Origin of the sequence: Collinsella sp. AF38-3AC, from assembly GCF_003474365.1 — a bacterium.
Lineage (GTDB): Bacteria > Actinomycetota > Coriobacteriia > Coriobacteriales > Coriobacteriaceae > Collinsella.
The window spans coordinates 18,014-41,607 of the sequence record NZ_QROM01000003.1 but is presented as its reverse complement, the minus strand read 5'-3'; the positions used below and the strand labels follow the sequence as shown (position 1 = coordinate 41,607).

The window sequence follows — 23,594 nt, the reverse complement described above, 5'->3', positions numbered from 1 at the left end:
CTCGGATGCACTCCGCTAGGTGCAATACTTCTCCAAATAAGAACGCCCGCGGTTTCGCGGGTGTGTGGTCGATGTTTGCCGTCAGGAGGACGTATGGATCCAGATCAGATGAAGCTCGTGGAGGTTGCGATTGAGAAGGACCTCAACGACAACCCGACCTGCATCATCTGGCCAGACGGTCGGAGGTTCGCAATCTCGAGCAGCGGAGCGCCGATCATGTGTCCGTCCCGCACTGCGGGCAGGTTTGCATATGTCCGCGACGTCTACGTTATCGGTCGCGGTAACAAGACGCACCGAAGGTCGATTATCGCGGACGGCGGCAAGTGGTATGTAGTCTGTCTTAAATAGCGCAGGTGGTTAGGTAGCCGTGTAGCTATGTAGCTATGTAGCTATGTAACCTTGTAGCGCCACATCTTTGTAGTCTGACAGCCGACTCCATGGCTACCTGCAAGTTCGATTATTCTTCATCCTTCGGCCAGACCATCAGGCGATTCGGGTCTTTTGCGAGGCTCCTCATTATGCCAATCAGTTCACCGCGGGTCTCGGTATTCAGGCGATTGAACAGTGTGACCAGCTCAAGCCTCTGCCCGACAGGGGCATCGGTGTCTTCGGCTACCGGCATCTCGGTGTCGAAGAGCTGTTCTATGGTTATGTTCAAGACCCGGCAAAGGGCGAGGAGGTTTGAGACGCGGACCGTCCCCAAGTCGGTTTCAGGGCGGATAATCGTCGTCAACGTGCTCACCGGAATGCCAGCAAGATTTGCCGCTTGGCTGTTTGAGTATCCGGATCCCTTGATGAGCGACTCCAGCTTAGAGTAGGGGCGGTCCTTGCCCGCAACCTGCTTTTTCGGAGCCGCGGTGGGCTTTTTCCCAGCCATGGTATCGAACTCCTATCTTTCTCGATATGTCTGTTTAGCATCGTGTAGGCGGCTATGCAGCTACATGGCTACATATGTAGCTCGGTAGCTGTAGCGTGAAAAGCGCTGACGCCGCCTGGCGAGCTAATCGGCTTCCCCTGCGTCATCCGGATTTGCTTCCACGTCATCAGGCTCTATCTTCTCGACCTGCGCCTCGTGATTTCTCTGCATATTGGTGGGATCCAATTTCATGGCGCTCGATACGCGCATGAGGCAGGATTTCGCCTGCGCGTTGAAGCCCCTGAAATCACTCACGAGGGATTCCTCGTCACCCGAGAGAAGCGCCTTCTTTCCGGGGTTCTCCTCCTCACCATCGAACAGGTCTTCCACAAATGTCTCAAACGGAATGTCCAAGCCCTTGCATATCCTCAGAAACGTGGAGATCTGCATGTTCTGGCATTTCGACCTGCCGTTCACGAAGGTGCTCAGGGTTGAAGTCGAAACCCCGCACCTGCGGCTGAGTTCCGATGCCGTGATACCGTACTTCTCAAGAATCTCCTTGAAGGTCATGGTCTCCCCTATCTGTAGATCAGGTTACTACCCGGCTACAGAATACATGATTTGGAAGTCATTTTCGCGTATGTAGATATAAATCGCGCAAATAGGTAACTTCCACGTATGTAAATTACGATTCCAAATTATATTGCCCTAAACCGAAAAAAGGGATAATATCTCGCTCGTAGCTACGAATGAGGAACACTCTTCTACATTCGTCAACTATTCCCCCAAGTAGTTCGATTTAGTTACGGAGACACGATGACTGAAAACCCTGTACCCCAGTCCGCATCCAAGATCCTTCTGGATTACGTCGAAGATACGGAAGCGTTCGCCACGGCTATCAATGAGTCGGTCGGCGGAGCCGCGCTTCTCGACAGCCAGTGCAACTTCCTTCGCGAGCCGACCGCCATGGAATTCGTGTTCATGAGGAAGATGCTGCCCGCAGAAGGCGCCGCCCGTCTCTTGGGCGCGTTTGAATTCGCCATCGAGAAGCAGATGCCGTGCATGGCGAAACCCTCCTTCGCGTCTGCTGCGGAGGAGATGTAGCGTGATGGAAACCGCAGCCAAAAAGAACGCCAAGAGCGCGTCCTTCAGCGATAAGGAACTCTTGCAGCTCCCGCTCGTGCTCAACTCCGACCAGGCCGCCAAAGTCCTCGGTTGCAGCCGCTCGAAACTCCAGTCCATGTGCCGCGCCGATACCGTTGAGTATCAGCGCCTCCAGAACCGATTCACCTTCAATCGCGACTACATCTTCAAGCTCGCAGGAATCAGCTACGAAGCGCTCTACAAGAGCGTGAGCGAGCGTTGTATCGCTAGGGAGAAGATCAAAGAGCAGTACGCCCCCCTCTTCAAGAAGTACGGTGTGGACATCTTCGGGGGCGAAACGCTCTTGGGAGCAGTGTCATCCGACGACGATCCGGCGAATGCCGATGGAGACGTTGTGGACGAGGCTCTGATTGACCAAATCGGAGAAGCCCAGCTCGTCAAGCTGTTGCTCAAGACCCTCCTCAAAAATGCCTAGTTGACAAGCTCGGCATCGGGCCACAAAATCAAAGCATACCGGTTCCCCAAGCCGGACGATAGGAGATGAACTGCATGACCCGCCCTGCTGGGCGTGCAGCCGTGAACGCTGCCGCCTATCCGTGCAACCTGTTAGCCATCGACCCCGAGAGCGATAAGCTCTTCGGGGTCTTTTCGGCATACAGGAGCGCCTTGGCAGGTGAGCTCAAATGAGCATCACCATCAATTCGTGGATGATGCGCGATCTCGATTTATCGGGAAACGAGCTCATCGTCTTCGCCCTGATCTGCGAAGCAGGCGATAAGGGCGTCAGCGTCTCGAAACCCATGCTCGCGTTTCTCACCAACACCTCGGTCGCGACCGTCAGGCGCGTTTTGGGCAAGCTGTCCGAACGCGGCTATATCGAGCGCACCCATGTCGGAGAGAACGAGCCGAGCACTTGGGTCGCATGCGTAGATGAACGGTCATCTGGCTCCCCATCTCCTATCGATGTGCCTTCCGGCCGAAACGGTCGGCACAGAGTCATGTCGATAGCGAAATAGGAGGACTATCATGGATTTCGGATTCAACGACCCTGCACGCAAGCGCCTTGAGCAAGAGCCCTACTGGAAGCAGTACGGCTGGATGAGCAAGCTCGGACTCAACGGTCCCCGTGAAATCGTCTTCGCCCTCATCTTCGAGCGCGACTGCACCGACGACCCCGCACGCGACCGTATCACCTCGAAATATATCTCCCGCGCCCTCGACGAGGGCTGCCCTGCCCGCCGCGGTTCCGGCGAGTGCGGCATCGCCCGCGTCTTCAAGGTGCTCAACGAGCTTGCCTCCAAGGGTCTGGTCTGCGCCGTCATGGACGAGGACGGGCTGTCCATGAGCTTCAAGTGCGATTACGATGCCGTGGAATCGATTCTCGCCGGTGCCGACAGCGGCACCGAGGATGACAAGTCGTGCGACGGATCAAGCGAAAGCGAGGTCGAGGACGGTGCCTACGACAAGATGTCCTGATAACGCGCTCGACCGCAACTTCTATACCGTATTCGACTGGATGGTGGACCCCGCGGGGCTGGGACTCAAAGCGTCCAGCGCCGAGCTGTCGGTATACGCCAAGATCTACTCGATGAGCCATCACTCGGCATACGGCTACTACGTCACGCAAGATCAGCTCGCGCTCGATCTGTATATCTCACGCCGCTCCGTCCAGCGTGCGCTCGACAGCCTTTGCAAGACGGGGCTGATCGGCTATAACGAGCTGTACCGTACCGGCAGGGAGGCGAACGGCATGAAATCGCCCCGCTCGTATTTCGCCATCCAGGAGAAGATCAACGCCGCAATCGAGGCAACGACTCCCGTCTCCGCATCGCAAGGCGGGCAAATCCTCGATTTCGACTTTCAACAAAGCGCAGGCCAGGCAGATGCGCCAAGTTGTCACATCTCGGCTGTTGAAAACTCGAGTTTTCAACAATCCGCAGGTCAGGCAGATGCGTCATTTTGTCGCATCGATGCGCCAACTTGTCACAACGATGCGTCATTTTGTCACAACGATGCGCCAAGTCGTCCTATCTGCCCGACCTGCGCAAACGCCGAGGTGGATGAAAACGATGCACCATCGTCTAGCTGCGGAAATGTAGCAAAACCGCAGGACATGGATCCATCTTCTTCTGAACGCGACGTATATATAAATAATAATAAGAATAATAAAAATAATTATTATTCTTATTCTTCTGATAATTCCCGTGAGGAAGTTGAACCATCTGTAGGTAGCGGGGATAACGGCTCGGACGATGCACGCGGCTGGAGTGCCGATGTCCGCTGGGCCGCTCGCTTCATCGCCGACTCCTCGCCGAAGCATATCGACGGCATCTTCCTCGAGAGAACCATGGATGCGATTCGAGACGTCATTGATTCGGGTGTCGAGGCCGACGAGATCTGCGATGCGTGGGACCTGTATCTCGAAGAGCTCATGACGCAGAACTCCGAAGGCGGGTCGGTCGCCTTCAAGCGCTACGCGATGTTCCCGCTCAACTGGCTGCGCCGCGCGGACGGGTTTAGGTACTACCTGAAGAAGGTTCGATCGGCCAACACAAAGGCAGCGGATGCCGTCCATGAGGACACCCACGAGGACGATTCCGAGTGTTCGAACGAGGCCGAGAAGCTCGCGAAGAAGTACTCCCTTACCGCCAACAAGACCACCTCCGGCATCATCTGGACGTTCATGGGCGACTACCATTGCGCGATGGTCGCACCGCGAGCAAAGACCCGCCGCGAGGCGCTGCGCTACCTGTGCTCGGTCAAGGGCATCGAGGTGCCGAGGGATATCGACGAGTTGCCGGAAAACTAGGATTCGATTGGAGTAGCAATGGGACAAATGCCTGCGGATGCCCCCTGCAAGGCGGCTCACAGCTCCCGTAACCGCGCCCGGCGCATGAAGGCCGCCCGTTCCGAGGCGAGACGCCTGGTCGGCGAAGCGCTCGCCAAGCGCGACTCTGCCCTGGCGGAACTTTCGGCCGTGAAGGGCGAGTTGGCGGATGCAAAGGGTGAACTGGCGGACGCGAAGAGCACCCATGAGCGCGAGTGCGCGGAGATCAAGCTCAGGTGCGCCGAACTGGCCGCAGCGGCCGAGGCGGCGGCTGAAAACGCCGCAGCCTCGAAGGAGATCGAGAGCCTCAAGCGCATCCATGCGGAGACGCTCGAATCCTTGGATTGCGAGCGCGGGAAAGCGCAGAGTCTCCTTGAGCGCCTCGGGGAGGTCAGCAACCAGCTCGAGGGCGAGCGCTTGGAGAAGGAAGAGTTCCGACAGGAGGTTCTCGGACTGCGGACCCGCTTGGAGAACACGAGCGGGCTATCAAACGATGAGGTCAACAGCCTTGTCACTCGGGCGCAGGTGGCCGAGGAGCGGTCGAGCGAGCTCTCCCAAAACATGACCACCCTCCAGAACCAAGCAAAGGATTACGAGAGACAGCTCAAAGAGGCCAAGGATAACTACGAGCGCCTCATGAGGGTCTCTGGGGAGGAACTCAAGAAGCGCAAGAGCGAACTTGAAGAAATCTACGGCCTCCATGAGGGTGAACTGGAATCCAACCGCGAGCTGATGAAAGACAATGCAGCCCTCACCGATTCCATCGCAAAGGTCAAGGCCGAGCTCGAAACGGTATCTGTCGAGAGGGACGAACTGCGCGGTAAGCTCGATGGCTCGTCGAGACGAATCGAGGAGTTGGAAGCCTCGCTTGTTGCCGAGCGAGAAAGCGCTTGCCGCCTGCGCGACAACGAGCGGGAAACTGCCGGCAAGATCGGTGACCTCGCCCACGAAAAAGAAACCCTTGCCGAGGAACTCGCTGCCGCCCAGAAGGCGCACGCCGATGCCGTCGCGGCCCTCAAGGCCGCCCAGGCGAACAACGAGACGATCAACGCCGATCTGCAGGCTGCGCGGGAGGAGAGCTACCGCCAGCGCCATGACCATGAGCAGACAATCGAAGAGCTTCAAGCGGCGCTTGATTCCAAGCAGGGCGAGGTCGAACGTGCCACCCAAGAGGCGCACAGGGATGAGTTGGAGAGCCTACAGAAGGCCGTCGAGTCCGAGCGCGAACGCGCCGACCGCGCCGAGGGCATGGCGCGAGCCGCGGAGCTTCTGCGGGAAGACTTGGAGACCTTCAAGGGAAAGGTCGGTGCGCTGCGCCAGCAACTCTCGGTATGCTCGAATCTGAAAGACGACCTCGCCGATGCGGAATCCAAGCTGATGGAGGCCACCGCGAAGGCAGCGGATGCCGAGAGCCGCGCACGAGCGGCCGAGCGGGATTCCAGCAGGCTTTCCAAGGAGCTCGAGCGTGTCAACCTGAAGCTCGCTGAGGAGTCCTCGCGTGCGGACGGGGCATCGGCTGCGCTGCAAGAAGCCGACGGCGTGAAGAGCCTGGCACTCCCCCATGGGCTTCTTCCTGGGGAAACGACCACCGTCGCGTTCGGTTCCGGATTCCAGAAGTTCGTCGTGAAGAAACTCATCTACAAGGATGACGGCAGCATCCTCGCAGAGAACGGGCAGGGCCAATCCGTACCGATGGGCGCATGGCGATAGATGGCATCTGCCTTGCCGTTGAATGGACGCTAGACAGTTGAATTTAGCCGCCGCGGCATGACCCCGAGGGGTCTTTACCTTCCGATGTAGCCTGCGCAGTGGTCGAGCATGGGGTTCGGCCGCTGCGATTTGCGGAGGTAAAGGATATGCCATCAATTTCCGATGAGGCGGGAATCAAGCTGCTCAACATACTCGAGATGTTCGGCAGGGAGATGCTGAGAAATAAAATCAATGAGTCGAACAGGCTGCGAGCCGAAGCCAATGAGGCCAATGAAGCAGCCAAGGGGCTGTCGAATCACGGCAAGGGGATGAGAGAGCAGAACTACACGACGACTTGGTTCGATTCTCCCGCCGAGGCGCAAGCGACCCTGCGCGAGCTGAAGCAGCTTTCCCCGAAGCTATTCGCAAATTCCACCGTCGTCGGCCACTTCCTTGTCCATCCCAAAGACCAAAAGGGCAGCAACTCCATACAGTACGCCATCTACGACATCAGCCGCGACCATCGATACGCCTCCCGCGCCATCGAGCTTCGCAATCTTGAGAAAAGCAAGTCGGAGAAGGGATATCTCAAAAGCCAGTCGGATGGGGAATGCACCCGTTTCTCGCTCGGCAAAGCCGGGGATGAGGCTGCCTCGTTCAACGCGGCCTACTACTGCTCCGTCTTGCAAGACTACAACATCAACGCTCGCCATATCGGCAACGAGATCGTCCTCGACAAAGCCGATGAAGGCCGCGCCCTCGAGGCAATGGACATCGAGAAGAGAAAAGTCGAGGCCATGGGGCCCGAGCGCGGCGAGATGTTCATGCGCCAGCGTTTCAAGGACCGCATCGGCGTAGAGTATGAGCCTCCCGCGTTCACCGATTATACCGAAGGGTATGACGAGGCAGGCGGCGATATGGGTGCCGAGCTGCCGGAATCCGTTGAGTCGGATATCAAGACCGTTGTCGATGGACGTGAGTCGAATGAGTCCGATAAGGACGGTTCCGGGCCTTTCGCAGACGGCAAGACCGGACCGGAGTCTTCGGAGGAGATCGCCGAGGAGGAGCTTGCCGCGAAGACGGTCGAGTCCTCGCCGGTAGGCAAATCCGAAGGCGAGCTGAGTGCCGAAGATGCCGACGAGACGCTGTCCCGCGAGGCTCGCAAGGCCGAGCTGCACGAGGATATCTCCAACAGCAAGACCACGGCGGACTGCGTACAGGCCCGCCCCGATGCACACAACGGTGACCTCTCCACCCCCTATGCGGACGGTCAGGACGCGCCCGGCACCGGGGATACCGATGGGGACGGCATCCGAGATTCCGCCGAGGACCGCGATGGGGACGGCACGCCCGACAGGCTCGATTCCGATGCCGAATATATCGACAACGACCCAGATTACGAGCCCATCAGCATGAAGGAACGCGACATCGACGGCCTGATGAGCGATAAGAGCGAAGAGTCCGCATTCGAGAACTCCCGTGCCGCTGCCCGAGAAGCAAAGGACGTCTCGCTCGAGACGGTGAACCGATAATGAAGGTCTCGAAGGAGGTGGCACCGCTTCTGGGAGCCGCGGCCGCCACCATACCGTTCGCCTATCTCGGCAATAGGTTCGTTGACTGCGCCTGCTCCTATTCGGATATGCTCGAGGGCATCACGGCGGCGCCCACGGAGATGTGGGGCTATATCACCGCCCAGCCGTTCCACCTGCTGCTGAACGATGCGGGCATGCTCGGCATGTTGCTCGGGCTGTGCATCCCGTGGACTATCGCCATGGTCGTCTTGGTCTATGCGCAGAAGAACACGCGCGTCGGCGAGGAGCACGGTTCGGCCCGATGGGCCACACCCGAGGAGCTGGAGCCGTTCATCGAGGACAAGAACCCGCAGGGGTCGGCGAATGCCCTTTTGCTCTCGAAGAACACCGGACGCGCCTGGAGCCGCGAGGGATTCTCGATGAACTACGACGGCAACATGAATGTGCTGGTCATCGGTGGATCGGGTGCAGGTAAGACACGATATTACGTGAAACCAAATGTGTGCCAGATGAACTCGGATTTGTTCATCACCGACCCCAAGGGCGACCTCATGCTCGACGTCGGCAACATGCTGGTCGATAACGGCTATGAGATCCGCTCGTTCAACACGTTCTTCCCCGACCGCTCGCTCATCTACAACCCGCTCCACTACGTCAGGACCGACCTCGAGATCCAGTCCTTCGCGGGACTCCTCATCTCCATGACGACGCCGCCCAAGTCAAGTTCGGGTGACCCGTTTTGGGAGAAATCCGAGAAGATGCTCTATATGGCGCTCATTGCGTTCATGCGCGATTACTGCCCCGCCAAGGACTACAACATCGGCGGCCTGCTCAAGCTGCTTTCGATGGCTAAGGCATCGGAGTCCAACGAGAACTACAAGAGCCCACTCGACCTCATCTTCGATGAGATCGAGACCGGCATGCGTCGCGTCAAGCGCGTGCCGAAGAACCCCGAGGTTCAGGAACAGGCGGCGGAGAACCCGACCCCTCTGGACGCACCGGAGGAGCTCACGGTGTACACCGGCGCAGATGGCGAGCGCTGGGATCTCGCCCCGTCTGCCTTCCGCCGCCATTCGGACAACAAGCGCCCGTACGACAACATCCACAAGAACGGCAAGCGCGGGTTCGACCCCACCGAGGACTACGCCCTCGAGAACTACCGTAAGTTCCAGTCGGCCGCCGGCAAGACGCTCAAGTCAATCCTCATCACCTGCAACGCCCGCCTGGCTCCGTTCACCGCCGCGGAGGTGAAGCAGCTCGTCGTCGGCGAGGACCAGATGCACCTCGAGCGCTTCGGCGACCCCGACTCGAAGAATGCGATCTTCGCCATCTTCGACGACACGGACCAGAGGACGCTCGGCTTCCTCCACGGCATGATGGTCTACCAGACGGTGCGCGTGCTGTGCCACAAGGCCCTGGAGAAATACAACGGCAAGCTGCCGCGCCCCGTCAACTTCATCCTCGACGAGTACCGCTCGCTGTCGCTTCCCGCCGATATCTCCGGCTTCATCTCCGTCCTGCGCTCGCGTAACATCGCGATGTCGGTCATCTTGCAGGCGAAGTCCCAACTCGCCGAACTCTACGACGAGGCAACTGCCGACTCCATCGTGGGCTGCTGCGATACCGTCCTGTACCTCGGCGGCGGCAAGGCGAACAAGGGCACGACCTCGACCTGCGAGTTCATCTCCGATTCGTGCGGTCAGCAGACCGTCTTCCAGGAGAACTACTCCCAGAGCCACGGCGGGCAGGGCAGTTGGTCGAAGAGCGGGCAGACCGTCGGCCGCGCCCTCATCGACCCCGCCGAGGTGGCGAAGCTGCCCAAGACGGAATGCGTCGTGCTCATCAACGGCGCCAACCCCATCGTCGACGAGAAGTACCCGCTCACGGAGCACCCGAACTACAAGCTGATGGCCGATACGCCCGGGTTCGACATCAAGAAGTACATGGCGGAGAAGCGCCGGCGTGAGGACCGCGAGCTGTCCGCACGCATCGCGAGCCGATCCAAGGCGAAAGCCAGGCGAAAGCCGGGGCAGAACCGCCCGAATTCCGCGGGCGGCAAGCACTACAAGTCCGCCGATGCGGAAAAGACCGACAAGTCGGAATAGCCGGCGGCGAGTATACAGATTATGTGCAAGGGGTTCGCGGGCATTCCCGACGAACCCCTTTTATCTCACGTCTAGATGTGTTGCCTGCGCGAGGGCTGTCATGTTGCCGCTGCGGCAAGACTTGAACGCCTTTTGGGTGCGCCGTGTATCTTCGTGGCGTCCATCAGGTCGGCGCGTCGCCGATCTCGCGCCCGGTATGGAGGATCGCATGTCTATCGAAGCATCTGAAAAGGAAAAGCGCCGGTCCCGTGACGGTCCGACGCCTTGATTAGCGGTGCGCACCCCGGCCGCGAACGACCTACCTGCATTCCCTTGCGGGCCCCAAACAGTTCATGGGTGCGCTAGACAGGAGATGACAGCGGTTCTCACGAACCTCTTCACCCTGGCGCCTTTACGGCGCATACGCATAGTAACACATTCGGCGCAAATGGACCAATAAGGCATTTCTAAGCTACATGGTCGATTTAGCGCATCTGCGCCGACTTACCTGAAAGGATCCCATATGAACCCGATCTATCACGCCCTCGCCGTCGCCACCGTCCAGCTCGGCCAACTCGACTCCGCCGGTGGCATCCTCGGAAACATCACCTCCCTGCTCAAGGGCGGTATCCAGATGCTGGGCGCCATCATGGTCGTCTGGGGCGGCGTCACCATCGGCATCAACGTCCACAACGGTGCTTCCGGCAACGGCGCGGCAATCGCCGCCGGCGTCGGTACGCTGATCGGCGGCGTAATCGTCTCCGCTGCGGCCCTGTACTTCGGCACGCTCGACACCAGCTGGGTGCGAGGCTAAACAGGTGCTGTCGGTACCGGTCCACAAGGATGTAACCGAGTATCAGCCCAAGGTCATCGGCGGCCTCACCGCACGCACGATTATCTGTATCGGAGCGGCGGTGGGCTGCGCCTTGGCTTTTGGCATGCTCTGCACGTTCGTGTTCCATGTGGACATCAACGACGTCATCTACCTCGTATGGCTCGCCGCAGCGCCCGCCGCTTTAATCGGCTTCTATACGCCCCACGGCATGAACTTCGAGAAGTTCGCCCCGCTGTGGATCGCGCACAACTTCAACGAGCAATGCCTGATCTACGTGAGCGCCAGCAATCGCGGTGAGTTCAAGGCCGAAGCGGACGGACTCAAGAAGGCATATGCGGACGAGCGCAAGAAGGCCAGCAGCAAAGTGCTGACGAAACTCTACAAGACCAACGGCCTGGAGATGTGGGAACCGGGCGGGCCGCTTGAGCCGATGAACACCACAGCCCCCAACAAGAGACAGATCGAAGAATTTTGGAGCGACTAATGGCAAACAAGGACGAGAGCTTCAAGAACATGGAGACGCTCGCCGAGGGTCTCCGCCGCCCGGGTGAGGTCGGTTTCGAACTCGACCCCGAGTTTGCGAAGATGAGCAAGCGGGAGCGCAAGCGCTACGTCAAGAAGGTGCATAAGGAGCTCGACCGCGAGCTTGCCGGCAAGCGCCATGAGATTCGCGATGCCCGCGCCGCGGCGAAGGAGGCGGAGCGCACGCAGGCGAAAAGCGCCGCAGAGGTGACCAAGAAGCTCAAGGAGCGCAGCTCCAAGAGCGACAAGCTCACCGCCGAGCAGCGACGTCGCCGAGACAACGCCAAGAACGTGGTCGATGCCATCGGCTACAACCGAATGTTCGAGAACGGCATCTGCGAGGTCGAGGAGGGCTACTACTCCGAGACCCTTTCCTTCGACGACATCACCTACCAGAACGCCCGCGACGACGACCAGAAGACCATCCTCGCGGCGATGTGCGATATCTACAACTATTTCCCCGCCGACACCACGGTGCAGTTCTCCGTCGTCAACACGCCGCTGCGCCATGACCAGATCCGCGACCGCCAGTTCTACGACCCGTCCCGCCAGGCGAACGACGTCCTCAAGGAGGACGCCGAGACGATGAACGAGGTGCTTTCCGACAAGCTCGCGGAGGGCGTCTCGAACATCAAGCGGGCCCGCTACATGACCATCGGCATCCACGCGAACAACCCGCTCGAGGCTCGCACCCGCTTCTCGCGCATCAATACCGACCTGGCGGGCAATTTCGAGCAGATTCGCTGCGACGTCACACCTATGACGGGCCTTGAGCGCCTTTCCGTCGTCCAGTCGCTTTTGCGCCCCGACCGCAAGTTCACGTTCGATTACGAGCGCGACCTGTCGATCTACAGCCCCGACAGCTCCAAGGACTTCATCGCGCCGATGAGCATCAACTTCAAGCCAGACGGCTCGAATATGTACTTCAAGGTCGACGACAAGTACTGTCAGGTGCTGGTCATGCGCAAATATGACTCCCCTCTCGAGGATACGGTCGTCGCGAACCTCGTGAACATGTCGATGCCCATCGAGGTGACTTGGTACCTCCAGCCCATGGAGAAGTCCAAGGCGATCAACTTCGTCAAGACCCGCCGCGCGTGGATCGATGCGGAGACCATCGAGGAGCAAAAGAAGGCCGTCCAGCAGGGCTACGACTACTCAATCCTGCCCTCGGAGCTGCGCTATTCCCGCGAGGAGACCGAGGACCTGCTGACGCAGCTCCAAGGCCAGCAGCAGCACCTCTTCATGTTCTCCGGCCTTATCTACACGTGGGCGGAGAGTCCCGAGAAGCTGACTGAGCAGGTACTCCAGATCCTCGACGTCGCCTCATCGGCTGGCGTGCAGGTGGAGACCCTCGAGTACCGCCAGCGCCAGGGTCTGAACTCGATTCTGCCCCTTGGCCTCAACCATATCGAAATCTCGCGCCCGTTCACCACGTCGGAGGCGTGCATCTTCGTCCCTTTCGCCACCCAGGAGCTCGAGCAGGAGGGCGGTAGCTGGTACTACCAGAACAAACTGTCGAACAACCTCGTGTTCGGCAACCGAGCCAACCTGGCAAGTCCCGTCGGCTTCATCTCCGGCAAAACGGGATCCGGTAAGGGTTTCTTCGCCAAGAACGAGATCGAGGGAACGCTTCTCTCGAAACCCGATGACCAAGTGATCATCTTCGACCGCGCCGGCGAGTACAAGCTGCTGGTCGAGCATGCGGGCGGCACCTATGCGTCCTTCGGCGTCGGCCTTGATGCGCACCTGAACCCGCTCGGCATGGACAAGCGCCGAGAGTCCGAAGATTTCGGAACGCAGGTGGCGTTCAAGGCCGATGCCATGATCGCGCAGGCCGCGGCGGCGGCCAACGAGACCATGACGGTATTCTCCGAGGAGGAGCGCTCCATCATCCAGCGCTGCGTGGAGAACATCTTCCGCCAATACAACATGGAGGGAGGCCGCGAGCCCATCCTCGAGGATTTCTACGAGGAGCTGAAGCGCCAGCCCGAGCCCATGGCGCATAACATCGCCCTGCGCTACGAGCGCTTCGTGAGCGGCTACTCCAACTTCTTCAACCATGAGACCGATATCGACCTCACGGCCCGCACCGTCGGCCTCAACTTCAAGGACGTGCCGGACTCCATGCTCGTGTTCGCCCTGATCTCGTTTTGCGAGACGGTGCGAAACATCATGTACAACAACTTCGACCACGGACGTCGGACATGGCTGTACATCGAGGAGATGGAATCGCTGTTTAAGTACCCGTCGGTACTCAACTACTTCCGCCGCTTCGCCAATGAGTGCCGCAAGTTCGGTATGTACCTGACGGGCATCACGCAGTCGACTGAGTCCATGATTCGCAACCAGGACGCAAACGCCATCGTCAAGAACTCCGACTTCATCATGCTGCTCAAGCAGTCCAAGGAGGACCGCGACTACTGGGCGGATGCCTTGGGCCTGTCGCCCCTCGAGGTCGCCTGCATCGACGAGGGCGCCCCGCGCGGATGGGGCCTTCTCGTCTTCGGCTCCGCCCGCGTCCCAATTAAGGGCGAGTTCCCGACCGACAACCACCTCTACGAGCTGTTCTCGACCGACCCGAACGAGTGGGCGGAGAAGAAGGCCCGCGAGGCCCTCGAGGCTGCCAAGCATGGCGATGCCGCCGAGGACGTGGCTCCGCAGGACGAGTTCCGCCGCCGCAAGCGCGTCCGCGGGCGCAAGAAGAAGCGCTCCGAGCCGAAGCGGGATCCGCAGGGTTCTATGGGCGATTCGACTGAGTAGCCAAATATGGAGACAGGCGGTTGCCGCTGCGGCAACCGCCTCGTATTACCCTACCGCAGGGTCGATACTTCGACATCGTAATCACATTGATTTCGAAAGGAGGGTATCTTGTCGGACGCTTCCAAAAACGGAAATGCAGGCAATGCATTCAATTCGAAAAATGACAGCGTAGCGGACATGTCCTCTGAAATCGAGCGTCAGAGACAGGCAGCTGCGGCATATGACGACAGTATTCGAAGGGCAGCGAGCAACATCGCAGACCTTTCCGGGCATGTCGAGACCGCCAGCTCAAGTTATTCTGCGGGTGTTGGAGGCATCGCGCAAGGTTCCCTTCCTGGCACCTATAGCACCGACACCGGTGGATTCGGACAGTCCGCAAGCGGCCCTGCGCAGGTTCCCAGCGCGATGGCATCTCAGCAGACAACCACAGGGGTCGCAACGCAACCGATCCAACAAGTTTCCCGCGCCTTCGCCTCCCGCATGGAGCAGCAGGGGTCTGTCGCGCCGTTCACAGGAGCATCCGAGCGCAGCGCCTTCGAGCAGCAAAGCATGATGACCTCCATGGACGGCATCGAGGTGTCCGGTATCGCCGGCTCCCGAGATTTTATCGAGGGCAACGCCGTGTCGGTGCAGGCAGATGCCCGCGATGCCTTTTCTTCCGCCTGTGATACGGGGAGGACGGGATTCGACCAGCCCAGTGGCGGTCTGGGGCAGGGTTCGGGATCTGTGCAGGCAGGACAGCAGTCTTTTGGCGATGTCTCCCCCATGGCCGCCCCAAGTGCGCCCGCGGAGGACAAAGCCGGATTCGCCTCGGAGGCCGTGGGCTTCGGCTCGCTCCAAGGTTCGCCAGCATCCTGGGCATCTGCCGATATGTTTGGCGGCGGCAAGACGGGCGAAGTGCATCTCAACAAGAAGATGCAGGAAAAGCTCGACAACTCGAAGGCCGCCTATTTCGAGGCGAAGCAGGATTTCGCCTCGGCCGAGAAGTCCGCCCTGGAGACGCTCGACGCATCGGGATGGAGCTCGGGCAACCAGATGCCCGGCTTTTCCGATTCCGCGACGAGGGTCGAGGGCTTCAAGGGCGACCTCGGCACGAGCGCCGACAGCGTCGCCCGTGCCGGCGTATCCAGTTCGCGCGACTTCGGGTTCTCGACATCTGATTCCAGTGTCACGGCCGCGCCCGATAGCGTCCGCAGCGCCGCCCGAAAGGTCATTGCCGAGAAGAAGGAAGTCCGCGCGGCCTCCGATGAGATGATTGCCGCCCACCAAGAGGCCTCGGAGTTTCTCACCAAGGCCGAGCAGCGAGCCAAAACAGCCGCGAATTTCAAATCCGCCGCGACCAACGCGCTTGTGAATTCAGCTGTGGCATCCATCGGAGACGATTCCGTTTCCGGCACAACCATCCGCTCCACTGCCCGCGCCGCCGTCTCCGCAGGCCGCTCAATCAAGACCGGCAGGGCCGTCGGAAAGCCGGACGGGGCACGGGGTTTCTTCAGTTCCGCCTCCGAGGCCGCAAAATCGGCGGTCTTCGCATTCGACGAGGAGGGCAGCCTCGACGGTCTCGAGAAGGCGGATGAGGCGGTACGCGCCGGACGCTATGCCCGAGGTAAGGTCAAGGACTTCAAGGCCGCTCGCACCAAGGCAAAGGGAGGTAGCAAGTCCCAGCTCATGTCGCAGGCCGAGAAGAAGGCTGCGAGGCTGGCCGATGACGGGCAGCGTGCCGCGTTCTCGAGATCGATGCAGCGACGCTCCATGTCCATCGCCAAGGCGAAGGCCGCGGCGGGTGAGGCGCTCGAGGCCGAGCAGAAGGCCTCGCTCTTGAGCAAGGTCGCGTCCGGACTTAAGGTGGCGGGGCAACATGCCCTCACGGCGCTTCAGGCTCTTCTGAAGTCGCTCGGTGTCGCACTCGCCGGGGCAGTCAGTTCCCTTTTGACCGTTATCGGAAGCTCGACTTTCGGCATGCTCATACTTGCCGTGGTTCCAGTGCTCATCCTCCTGCTAGCCCTATCCGGCGGCAGCGCCGACCAAGAAGTCCAAGGCATGAACGAGGTGGAATCGCAGGTCGCATCGTTCTTCATGGAGAAGGGCCTCGATGACCTGCAGATTGCTGCCATCATGGGAAACATGTACGCCGAGAGCGGCATGAATCCGGGTTCGGAAGAGGGCGGCGGAACAAACGCCAACGGCATAGGACTTTGCCAATGGACGAACGGTCGCCATACGAACCTCGTGAACTATGCCAAGTCCGTCGGCAAGTCTTGGACGGAAGTACAGGTCCAGCTCGATTTCTTCTGGGATCATGACAGCTGGGGATATTGGAGCCGCGCCTACACCATCAGGGCGGAACACGGCCCGGACGGCTCCGAGAACCGCTCGCTGGACCCCGTCGGGGGTACCGTCGTCTCGGGCAGCAAGCGGGCCTTTCTGGCCTCCACCGACCTGAAGGATGCCGTCAGGCAGTTCTGCTACGGCTGGGAAGGTGCCGGCATCCCCCGCCTGAAGGTTCGCTACGAAGCCGCCGACAGATACTACGAGCTGCTTACGAACCCGTCCGATGGCGATGGAGACCACGGTGCCGGTACGGGCGCCCCGCAGATTGCGGGTGCTTCGGCTCGTCAGCAGACCGTCGTCAATATGGCCTACGCCACGCCGTCACCGGGACAGGGCTGGTGCGCCGCCTGGGTCACCAACGTATTCCGCTCGGCCGGGGTCGGCTATTTCGGCGGCAACGCCTGCGATATGTGCCGGTCCTGGTGCCATAGCTCCAACCGTAATGAGTTGAAGGTGGGAATGATTATCGCCGACATCTCCCATCCAGGAACCGGTTCCGCCGGACTCACATACGGCCATGTCGGCATCTACATCGGCAACAACAAGGTCATGAGCAACGAGGGTCCGATTACGGTCAAGTCGCTCGATAGCTTCATCAGGCTCTACGGCGCCGGCACCGGCTGCAAGTGGGGCTGGATTGGCGGCATCGACCTTTCGAAATAACCCGCATACAGGAAAGGAGACAGGATGGATAAATTCGTAGAGTTCCTCAAGAACAACACGGCAGTCGTCGCGGTCGCGGCGGGCATCGTACTGTTCATCGCGATGAACGGGATCACGTCTTGCGTAGCGAAGGGTAATGGCGGGGATGCCGACTCCCCTGCGATCGAACAGAAGAGCGAACAGGCATCACAAAAAAAGAAAACCTCGGACTCTAAAACCGAGCTCACCGAGCGCCAACGCTCCGCTATCAAGGATTACAACCAGGCAACCAAGCAGACCGTCGAGCAGATCGAGAAGTCTAAATGGGCGGCGAGCGATGGCAGCGGTTCTCTGACCATCAAGGACGGCGTCATCACCGAGACCTACGGGGACGCCGACGGTTCGGCCAAGAAGACGAAGAAGAAGGTCCAGACTTTTGCGATCACCGCAGTCGACTCCCTTACCGCCGATCAGACTGGCGCCCTAAGCTGGGAGGTATTCTCCGTAGTCGATGCAGAGGGCAACGATCATATCATGACCCTCACCAGGGTGGATCCCGCCGCGCTTACCGGCGAGGGCAACGACACCTATTTCGAGCTCAAGTGCGATATGTTCCACAATGAGAACGGCTATTCGAATAACCGTTCAGCCGAGAGCGCCAAAATCAACGGCATCGATGACAAGAACTTCAAGCAGGCCATCGACGGGCGTACCAAGGAGTTCAAGCGCTCCGTCACCGAATACCTGCTTGCCAACCATTCCACCACGACTGAGCTGACTTGGGATGGCACGGTCATCGAGAACTTCGCCGAATCCACCCGCACCCTGACATTCAGCATCGAGAATGCCACGAACGCCGCCGAGGATTCCCTCCCGAGCATTCTGGTCATCTACCACACCGATACCCATGAGTTCGAGGAGGTCGATGTCCAATGACGGACGTTGCCAGCATCAGAATCGAAGCCCTCGATTATGCCAGGAATGAAGGCGTCGTCAACAAGGCCAAGCATGGTCTCAGTTCCGCCGCAAAGTCCCTTCAGGAGAAACTCGGCAGCATCGAGGCTCCGTCGGTCAGGCGTGCGGTCGCGTCTTTCGCTCTAGCGCTAGGAATCATGTCTCTGTTCATGCTGTTGACTCCGCATTGCGCCGTCGCTTTCGGCTTGGATGACCTCATGAACAAGGTCGGGGAAATGCTCGGCTCCTGGACGGCCTCCATCAACGAGGCCATCATGAAGTTCCTCAACGACACAATTGTCCAGCCTCTCGCCAATTTAATACTGACAAACACGTTGGGACTAATTAAGGATTCGGTCGCCGCATCGGATTTGATTTGCGATTTCGACCATCTCCTAGGTAATGCAAGCGGGAAACTCAACCTCGCCGCCCTGGTCACCAATGTGTCGGACAGCGCCATTAAGCCTGTAGCCGCCACCCTTCTCGCCATGGGCATGTTGCTCCAGCTCCTCAAGATTGCGAAGAAGATGGACCAAGGCGGCGGCATGATGCCTTCCGTCCGCGAGGTCGTCGCGCTGTTCGTCTGGTGTGCGGTCATGATGTACATGGTCCGCAACGGCGTCGGACTCGTCAAAGACCTGTACACGATGGTTCTGGAAATCATCAAGTCCGCCGGCACGTCCGCCAACTCCCTCGGAGCCAATACCTCAGCTGACTGGTGGAGCAGGGGTGACCTTATCACCTTCCCCAAGGACGGCAATATCTTGGAAAGCCTGATGATTCTGGTCGTGTGCGGCATCGCTTGGTTGATTGCCTGCCTTACCGTGGTTATCTCATACGCCATGATGATCGGCCGCGCCATCGAGATCTACCTGACCGCCATGTTCGCACCCATCCCGTTCGCCCTCATGGGGTTCGATGAGACCCGCAGCTGGGGCTGGGGGTACCTCCGACAGTTCCTCTCGCTGTGCCTTGCGGGCGTCGTGATGGTCGTAGTCCTCTACATGTTCCCCTATCTGGTCGTATCGGTCGTCGGCGATATAGGGACCGGTATGAGCGGTTTCGGCACCGTGTTCAATATGCTGGCAAAGGTAACCGCCTGCTGTATTGTTGTCGCCATGACCTTGACCAAGTCCTCGCAGATCGCCCGCAGCATCTTGGGCGGCTGATAGCCATGGTCGCGGTCGATCCCGATACCGACCGTACGGTTGCCCTGCGCAAGGCCCGCTTCAAGGTGCGCCTGCGCAGGGCCGCCGAGGCGTGCGGTTATGAAAACCTGTACCAACTCGGCCGCGTCTGCGGTATCAGCAAGGATTCCTTCAAGAAATACCTGTCGGGTACGCGCCTGCCGAATTACGAATGCATTTTGAGGCTGGCTTTGGTTCTCGGCGTGCCCTGCGATTGGCTCATGGGAAGCGATGAGGGGCCGATGCTCCGTTCAGTGCTGAAGGCCCGTGAAATCGATGCCGCTTGGAAGAACAAGAACACCAAGGCCGGACTGACCTGCCGTGAAAGGACTTGCGATGATTCTCATACTCGCAGAGAAACCGAGTGCTAAGCGCAACTTCGCGAAGGCCCTTGGCGGGGCTTGCGGAACCTATGCCGGCTCGCAGTATAAAATCTGCGCCCTCCGAGGGCACGTCATGGGGCTGCTCCCACCCGACCAGCAGGTTCCCGCCGACCAGGCGCAAGCAATGCAGAAGTGGTCGCTTGCGGGACTGCCGTGGGATCTGACGCAGTTCGCATGGAAGAAGGGCGTGCTGAAGGGCTGCTCCGAGGTCATCTCGGAGCTGAAGCGCGAGCTTGCCGGGGCGGATGAGGTCTGCATCGCGACCGATGTGGACCCTTCCGGCGAGGGCGAGCTTTTGGCATGGGAGGCGCTCGAGAAGTGCGGTTGGCGCGGGAAGACGAGCCGCATGTACTTCACCGACGAGGCTCCCGCGAGCGTGCAGAAGGCCTTCAAGGGGCGCCTCGCCCTCGGGGCCATGGAAGAGGACGGGGATTTCGTCAAGGCGCACGTGCGCGAGCGCTGGGACCTCGCCTCGATGCAGTTCGTCCGCGCCGCCACCTGTATCGCCCGCGACCATGGGTTCCGCACGTTCGTGCGAGAGGGACGCCTGAAATCGGTCATGGTGAAGCTCACGGGCGACCAACTCGAGGCATATAACAGCTATGTCAAGAAGCCGTTCTTCGAGGCGCGATTCCGCGATGAGAACGGCAACGTGTTCGCACGTTCCTATGAGGACGGGGACGGTTGGCGTCTCGATTCGCCCGAGAAGATCGATCTTGGCGTCTTCCACGAGTCGGCTGTGGTCGAGGACTCGAGGACGAAAAAGCATACCGCGCCCGGCAAGCTGCTCGACCTCGCGGGGCTGTCCGGTATCCTCGCCCGCCGCGGCCACAAGCCCGCAGACGTCTTGGCCTGCTACCAGAAGATGTATGAGGACCAGGTGGTCAGCTACCCGCGCACCGAGGATAAGCAAATCACGCCCGAGCAGTTCAACGAGCTGTTGCCCCTCGTGGATAAGATTTGCGCGGTCGTCGGTGTCGACTCCGACATCTGCTCCCATCGGACCGCCCGCAAGACGCACGTCAAGGAGGGCGGCGCTCACGGCGCCAACCGACCCGGTACGAACGTCCCCGCCAATCTCGATTCGCTCGGTAAATACGGCAAGTGCGCCCGTGATATCTATGTCGTGCTCGCCAAGAACTACCTGTCGATGCTCGCGGAGGATTATGAGTATGAGCTCGTGAAGGCACACGTTGCCGATTTTCCCGAGTTCACGGCCTCGACGCAGATACCGCTTTCACGGGGATTCAAGGCCATCTTCGATTCCGATGCATCGCAGGAGGAAGCGCAGGAGGGAGCGGAGAAGGAGAACTCCGCCGAATTCGGCAAGACCGCAGCGCCGTTCTGCTTCGAGGGCGCCAACAAGCGTCCCCAGAAGCCGACCATGAAATGGCTCACGAAACGCCTCGAGAAGTACAACGTCGGCACGGGTGCCACGCGCACCAGCACGCTCGCCGAGATCACCAAGGACGAGGACCGCGCCCTCATGAAGGAGAAGAAGGGAGCGCTATCCCTTACCGATTGCGGCGCCGTCTCATACAAGTTGCTCGGCGGATGCCAGATAGCGTCGCCTGAAGCAACCGAGCTGCTCTTCAACCAGATGGAGGCGGTCGGCAAGTTCGAGCTTGATCCGTGCGATGTGGTGAACTCCGTCACCGATATGGTCGTCCACGATATCGAGGTCATGAAGAAAAACGGCGAGAAGCTCGGCAGCTTGGGACCCGTGGGTTCCAAGGTCGTCGGGAAATGCCCCCGATGCGGCGCGGACATCATCGACCGAGGGCCCAGCGCGAAGACGTGCAGCTGCTCGTCAAACAAGGGCAAGCGCGACAAGGACGGTAACTGGTTTCAAACCGAGGGGTGCGGATTCACGATTTGGAAGACGGTCGCGGGCAAGAAGCTGACGGCGGCCCAGCTTGGGAAGCTGCTCAAGAGCGGTACGACTGGAAAGATCTCGGGGTTCAAGTCGAAAGCCGGTAAAGAATTCAGCGCGAAGCTCAGGCTCGCCGCTGACAAGTCGGGCAAGGTCGAGTTCGTGTTCGATGAGAGGGGGAAACGGAAATGAGCGGGGACTTAGTGCGCTGCCGCACGAACGGTGCAATAGATAGGGCTGACGAGGTCACGGTAATCGTGCTCAGGAAGCCCGATTGCGGCAGACATGTGGACAGCGGCGAGGCGTTTCGGTTCGTCCGCCCCCTGTTCGAGACCAACGGGCTTGAGGTCGGCGATTTCGTCGATTTGGCGGACGGGTTCCTGTTCTCTGTCCAACCCCGTACCGAGGAGTGGAACGATACGGAGCGCAATGCGCTCGCGGCGGGGCTCTCGTGCTTGGGATCTATCGGTTTTTCAGGCTATATCGCGCAGAAAGCCCTCGAGGGCGAGGTGGCGATCGATGCTGGCACGGTCGCGCTCGGACTTGTCGCGCTTGCAGCGACTGCGGCGCTTGCGGCGGGCTGTTTCGTCGCCTGCGCGAAGGGTGTCCGCGCAATCGGCAGGCATCTGGGCGTAGGGAGGGTTAAATGAGCCAAATCGAGGTCGAGCCCGAGGGCAATACCGAGACTGTTATCGAGGGCAATGGTATCCCGTTGCGGTTCGCCTTTATCGCGCCCGCGCTTTTCGGAATCTCGCTTTTCGCGGCGGGGCTGGCTACCCTCTCCTTGGGACTTCCCGAAGACGCCGCGCACACCGTCTCATCGCTATTCGTGCTCGCGGTCATGGTCTGGCTGTATCGGTCTTTCGGCCTCGGGGTCGGCCGCATGGGGACGCTCGGCGTGCTTTCGGCTATCAGCGCGGGAGTTCTTCTCCAAGCTGTCTCGATCGGCATCATCGCGCTCGTCTCCAAGGTCGATACCGCAGCCTCGGTCGCCATCACTCTCCCTTATCTCGCCCGACTCTGCGCCATCGATCCGCTCGCCGAGGAGCTTTGCTTCCGCGGCGTCTCTCTGGCCGCGCTTGAGCGCCGAGGTCTGCCGTTTTGGGCGGCGAACCTCGTGCAGGCCGGGCTGTTCGGTGCTTTCCATTTCAATATCGTGCAGTCGGCATACGCGTTTGTCTGCGCTTTGGTTCTGGGCGGCCTTTCCCAGCGCGACGGAATCGGTTCAAGCATTATCGCGCATTGCGCCTGCAACCTTTCGAGCTTGATTCTCGGTGTTGTTCTCGTCCACTTCGTCTAGCGAAAGGGTTTGAGGGAAATATCGTCGGCGTGCCGTCGATTCCATCAAAGGTTTTTCGTCGTGTTATCATTTCGTCAAAGGCCGTACCCCAAGCGGCCTTTGAGACAGACAGGATAAAGACATGAAGCGAATCATCGTTTCCGCAATGACGGCTCTCGCCATCTTCGGTTTTGGTGCCGCCCTCGCCGGTTGCGGAACCAGCACACAGGGCAATCAATCAAATACCATTCAATCAGCGAGCGTGGAACCGGGCGATTCCTCGGTGAATATCAGCGTTGCTGGATATCGCCTGGGACGCGGGTTTTGGGATGTCAACGCCTCGACTGAGACGGGAGCCTCGTCCGGCTCCCTCGGTGCGCAGAAGGTTCTCGTCTGCGATCTTCTCCTTACGAACAATTCAGACACCAAGACGGTTATCTCGCCTGTCGATCTGCTGTGCGCGGTGCAGGACGGTGAGATGTTGCAGTTCGGGGCTCTTTACGACGAGGGCGGCAGCTATACAAATCCCGAGTCGGTCGAGGTTGAGCCGGGGCAGACTGCGAGCGGGGTCGCCATCTGGAATATCGACGATTTGCAGACGCCTGTGAAAATCAAATTCAAGTGCGGTGGCGAGGTTCCACTGACGATCATGCCGAGCAAGATTTCGGAAGACGACACCGAGTAGGCAGTTGCGTGTCTTGGCGGCGGGGGCTACTTCTGTCCCGTCGCCGCG

The 23,594-nt window shown here is 59.7% G+C and carries 22 protein-coding genes; 20 read left to right on the top strand and 2 right to left on the bottom strand.

Annotated features, from left to right (window positions below; all coding sequences use genetic code 11):
- The first annotated feature begins 93 nt into the window (after nt 1-93).
- Entirely contained in the window at nt 94-348 is a 255-nt protein-coding gene (locus DW029_RS02995; protein WP_118345250.1) for a hypothetical protein, read from the top strand.
- A gap of 109 nt (nt 349-457) precedes the next feature.
- Here the strand turns inward: DW029_RS02995 and DW029_RS02990 are convergent, their stop codons facing one another.
- Both DW029_RS02990 and DW029_RS02985 read right to left on the bottom strand, forming a co-directional pair.
- Nucleotides 458-877: a helix-turn-helix transcriptional regulator gene (locus DW029_RS02990; protein ID WP_118345249.1), complete on the bottom strand. Its 420-nt coding sequence runs from the start codon at nt 875-877 to the stop codon at nt 458-460.
- A gap of 123 nt (nt 878-1,000) precedes the next feature.
- On the bottom strand, nt 1,001-1,426 hold the full coding sequence (locus tag DW029_RS02985) for a helix-turn-helix transcriptional regulator (RefSeq protein ID WP_118345248.1): 426 nt from the start codon (nt 1,424-1,426) through the stop codon (nt 1,001-1,003).
- A 246-nt stretch (nt 1,427-1,672) separates the two neighbouring features.
- Between DW029_RS02985 and DW029_RS02980 the strand changes: the two genes are divergently transcribed.
- From DW029_RS02980 to DW029_RS02890, 19 genes are all read left to right on the top strand, one after another.
- Entirely contained in the window at nt 1,673-1,960 is a 288-nt protein-coding gene (locus DW029_RS02980) for a hypothetical protein (RefSeq protein WP_118345247.1), read from the top strand.
- Nucleotide 1,961: 1 nt separating this feature from the next.
- Nucleotides 1,962-2,435, top strand: a complete 474-nt coding sequence (locus DW029_RS02975; protein WP_118345246.1) for a DNA-binding protein — start codon at nt 1,962-1,964, stop codon at nt 2,433-2,435.
- 208 nt (nt 2,436-2,643) lie between these two features.
- The gene (locus tag DW029_RS02970) at nt 2,644-2,976 is read left to right on the top strand and encodes a MarR family winged helix-turn-helix transcriptional regulator (RefSeq protein WP_118345245.1); all 333 of its coding nucleotides are present in this window, start codon (nt 2,644-2,646) and stop codon (nt 2,974-2,976) included.
- Between the two features lie 10 nt (nt 2,977-2,986).
- Nucleotides 2,987-3,436 (top strand): hypothetical protein, encoded by a 450-nt coding sequence (locus DW029_RS02965; protein WP_118345244.1) that lies wholly within the window; start codon nt 2,987-2,989, stop codon nt 3,434-3,436.
- On the top strand, nt 3,414-4,769 hold the full coding sequence (locus tag DW029_RS02960; RefSeq protein ID WP_147351866.1) for a hypothetical protein: 1,356 nt from the start codon (nt 3,414-3,416) through the stop codon (nt 4,767-4,769). Before DW029_RS02965 ends, DW029_RS02960 begins: the two co-directional genes overlap by 23 nt.
- 18 nt (nt 4,770-4,787) lie before the next feature.
- Nucleotides 4,788-6,497 carry a hypothetical protein gene (locus tag DW029_RS02955; RefSeq protein WP_147351865.1) on the top strand — a complete coding sequence of 570 codons (1,710 nt, stop codon included), beginning with the start codon at nt 4,788-4,790 and terminating at the stop codon, nt 6,495-6,497.
- 146 nt (nt 6,498-6,643) lie between these two features.
- A complete protein-coding gene (locus DW029_RS02950; RefSeq protein ID WP_118345241.1) occupies nt 6,644-8,008 on the top strand; it encodes a hypothetical protein in 1,365 nt (454 codons plus the stop codon).
- Entirely contained in the window at nt 8,008-10,113 is a 2,106-nt protein-coding gene (locus DW029_RS02945) for a type IV secretory system conjugative DNA transfer family protein (protein WP_118345240.1), read from the top strand. The genes DW029_RS02950 and DW029_RS02945 overlap by 1 nt, the downstream gene beginning before the upstream one ends.
- Before the next feature lie 502 nt (nt 10,114-10,615).
- On the top strand, nt 10,616-10,906 hold the full coding sequence (locus DW029_RS02940) for a hypothetical protein (protein ID WP_117758863.1): 291 nt from the start codon (nt 10,616-10,618) through the stop codon (nt 10,904-10,906).
- Between the two features lie 4 nt (nt 10,907-10,910).
- On the top strand, nt 10,911-11,411 hold the full coding sequence (locus DW029_RS02935) for a PrgI family protein (protein ID WP_158572600.1): 501 nt from the start codon (nt 10,911-10,913) through the stop codon (nt 11,409-11,411).
- Nucleotides 11,411-14,212 carry a VirB4-like conjugal transfer ATPase, CD1110 family gene (locus DW029_RS02930; protein WP_118345238.1) on the top strand — a complete coding sequence of 934 codons (2,802 nt, stop codon included), beginning with the start codon at nt 11,411-11,413 and terminating at the stop codon, nt 14,210-14,212. Before DW029_RS02935 ends, DW029_RS02930 begins: the two co-directional genes overlap by 1 nt.
- A gap of 177 nt (nt 14,213-14,389) precedes the next feature.
- Nucleotides 14,390-17,206 (top strand): phage tail tip lysozyme, encoded by a 2,817-nt coding sequence (locus tag DW029_RS11230; RefSeq protein ID WP_158572599.1) that lies wholly within the window; start codon nt 14,390-14,392, stop codon nt 17,204-17,206.
- A gap of 24 nt (nt 17,207-17,230) precedes the next feature.
- The gene (locus DW029_RS02920; RefSeq protein WP_118345237.1) at nt 17,231-18,121 is read left to right on the top strand and encodes a hypothetical protein; all 891 of its coding nucleotides are present in this window, start codon (nt 17,231-17,233) and stop codon (nt 18,119-18,121) included.
- 176 nt (nt 18,122-18,297) lie between these two features.
- Nucleotides 18,298-19,308, top strand: coding sequence for a type IV secretion system protein (locus tag DW029_RS02915; RefSeq protein ID WP_158572598.1), 1,011 nt, complete (start codon nt 18,298-18,300; stop codon nt 19,306-19,308).
- A gap of 5 nt (nt 19,309-19,313) precedes the next feature.
- The gene (locus DW029_RS02910; protein WP_118345235.1) at nt 19,314-19,697 is read left to right on the top strand and encodes a helix-turn-helix domain-containing protein; all 384 of its coding nucleotides are present in this window, start codon (nt 19,314-19,316) and stop codon (nt 19,695-19,697) included.
- Nucleotides 19,663-21,774, top strand: a complete 2,112-nt coding sequence (locus DW029_RS02905; protein ID WP_118345234.1) for a DNA topoisomerase — start codon at nt 19,663-19,665, stop codon at nt 21,772-21,774. Before DW029_RS02910 ends, DW029_RS02905 begins: the two co-directional genes overlap by 35 nt.
- Complete coding sequence (locus DW029_RS02900; RefSeq protein WP_118345233.1) at nt 21,771-22,232, top strand: hypothetical protein; 462 nt, start codon at nt 21,771-21,773, stop codon at nt 22,230-22,232. The genes DW029_RS02905 and DW029_RS02900 overlap by 4 nt, the downstream gene beginning before the upstream one ends.
- Complete coding sequence (locus DW029_RS02895) at nt 22,229-22,882, top strand: CPBP family intramembrane glutamic endopeptidase (protein ID WP_118345232.1); 654 nt, start codon at nt 22,229-22,231, stop codon at nt 22,880-22,882. Before DW029_RS02900 ends, DW029_RS02895 begins: the two co-directional genes overlap by 4 nt.
- A 121-nt stretch (nt 22,883-23,003) precedes the next feature.
- On the top strand, nt 23,004-23,546 hold the full coding sequence (locus DW029_RS02890) for a DUF5067 domain-containing protein (protein WP_118345231.1): 543 nt from the start codon (nt 23,004-23,006) through the stop codon (nt 23,544-23,546).
- Nucleotides 23,547-23,594 lie beyond the last annotated feature (48 nt).

Coding starts and splice junctions, on each gene's coding strand:
- DW029_RS02990 (WP_118345249.1), bottom strand. CDS start 877: ATGGCTGGGAAAAAGCCCACCGCGGCTCCGAAAAAGCAGGTTGCGGGC.
- DW029_RS02905 (WP_118345234.1), top strand. CDS start 19,663: ATGATTCTCATACTCGCAGAGAAACCGAGTGCTAAGCGCAACTTCGCG.
- DW029_RS02910 (WP_118345235.1), top strand. CDS start 19,314: ATGGTCGCGGTCGATCCCGATACCGACCGTACGGTTGCCCTGCGCAAG.
- DW029_RS02995 (WP_118345250.1), top strand. CDS start 94: ATGGATCCAGATCAGATGAAGCTCGTGGAGGTTGCGATTGAGAAGGAC.
- DW029_RS02945 (WP_118345240.1), top strand. CDS start 8,008: ATGAAGGTCTCGAAGGAGGTGGCACCGCTTCTGGGAGCCGCGGCCGCC.
- DW029_RS02965 (WP_118345244.1), top strand. CDS start 2,987: ATGGATTTCGGATTCAACGACCCTGCACGCAAGCGCCTTGAGCAAGAG.
- DW029_RS02930 (WP_118345238.1), top strand. CDS start 11,411: ATGGCAAACAAGGACGAGAGCTTCAAGAACATGGAGACGCTCGCCGAG.
- DW029_RS02980 (WP_118345247.1), top strand. CDS start 1,673: ATGACTGAAAACCCTGTACCCCAGTCCGCATCCAAGATCCTTCTGGAT.
- DW029_RS11230 (WP_158572599.1), top strand. CDS start 14,390: ATGTCCTCTGAAATCGAGCGTCAGAGACAGGCAGCTGCGGCATATGAC.
- DW029_RS02970 (WP_118345245.1), top strand. CDS start 2,644: ATGAGCATCACCATCAATTCGTGGATGATGCGCGATCTCGATTTATCG.
- DW029_RS02985 (WP_118345248.1), bottom strand. CDS start 1,426: ATGACCTTCAAGGAGATTCTTGAGAAGTACGGTATCACGGCATCGGAA.
- DW029_RS02920 (WP_118345237.1), top strand. CDS start 17,231: ATGGATAAATTCGTAGAGTTCCTCAAGAACAACACGGCAGTCGTCGCG.
- DW029_RS02940 (WP_117758863.1), top strand. CDS start 10,616: ATGAACCCGATCTATCACGCCCTCGCCGTCGCCACCGTCCAGCTCGGC.
- DW029_RS02900 (WP_118345233.1), top strand. CDS start 21,771: ATGAGCGGGGACTTAGTGCGCTGCCGCACGAACGGTGCAATAGATAGG.
- DW029_RS02950 (WP_118345241.1), top strand. CDS start 6,644: ATGCCATCAATTTCCGATGAGGCGGGAATCAAGCTGCTCAACATACTC.
- DW029_RS02955 (WP_147351865.1), top strand. CDS start 4,788: ATGGGACAAATGCCTGCGGATGCCCCCTGCAAGGCGGCTCACAGCTCC.
- DW029_RS02890 (WP_118345231.1), top strand. CDS start 23,004: ATGAAGCGAATCATCGTTTCCGCAATGACGGCTCTCGCCATCTTCGGT.
- DW029_RS02895 (WP_118345232.1), top strand. CDS start 22,229: ATGAGCCAAATCGAGGTCGAGCCCGAGGGCAATACCGAGACTGTTATC.
- DW029_RS02915 (WP_158572598.1), top strand. CDS start 18,298: ATGTCTCTGTTCATGCTGTTGACTCCGCATTGCGCCGTCGCTTTCGGC.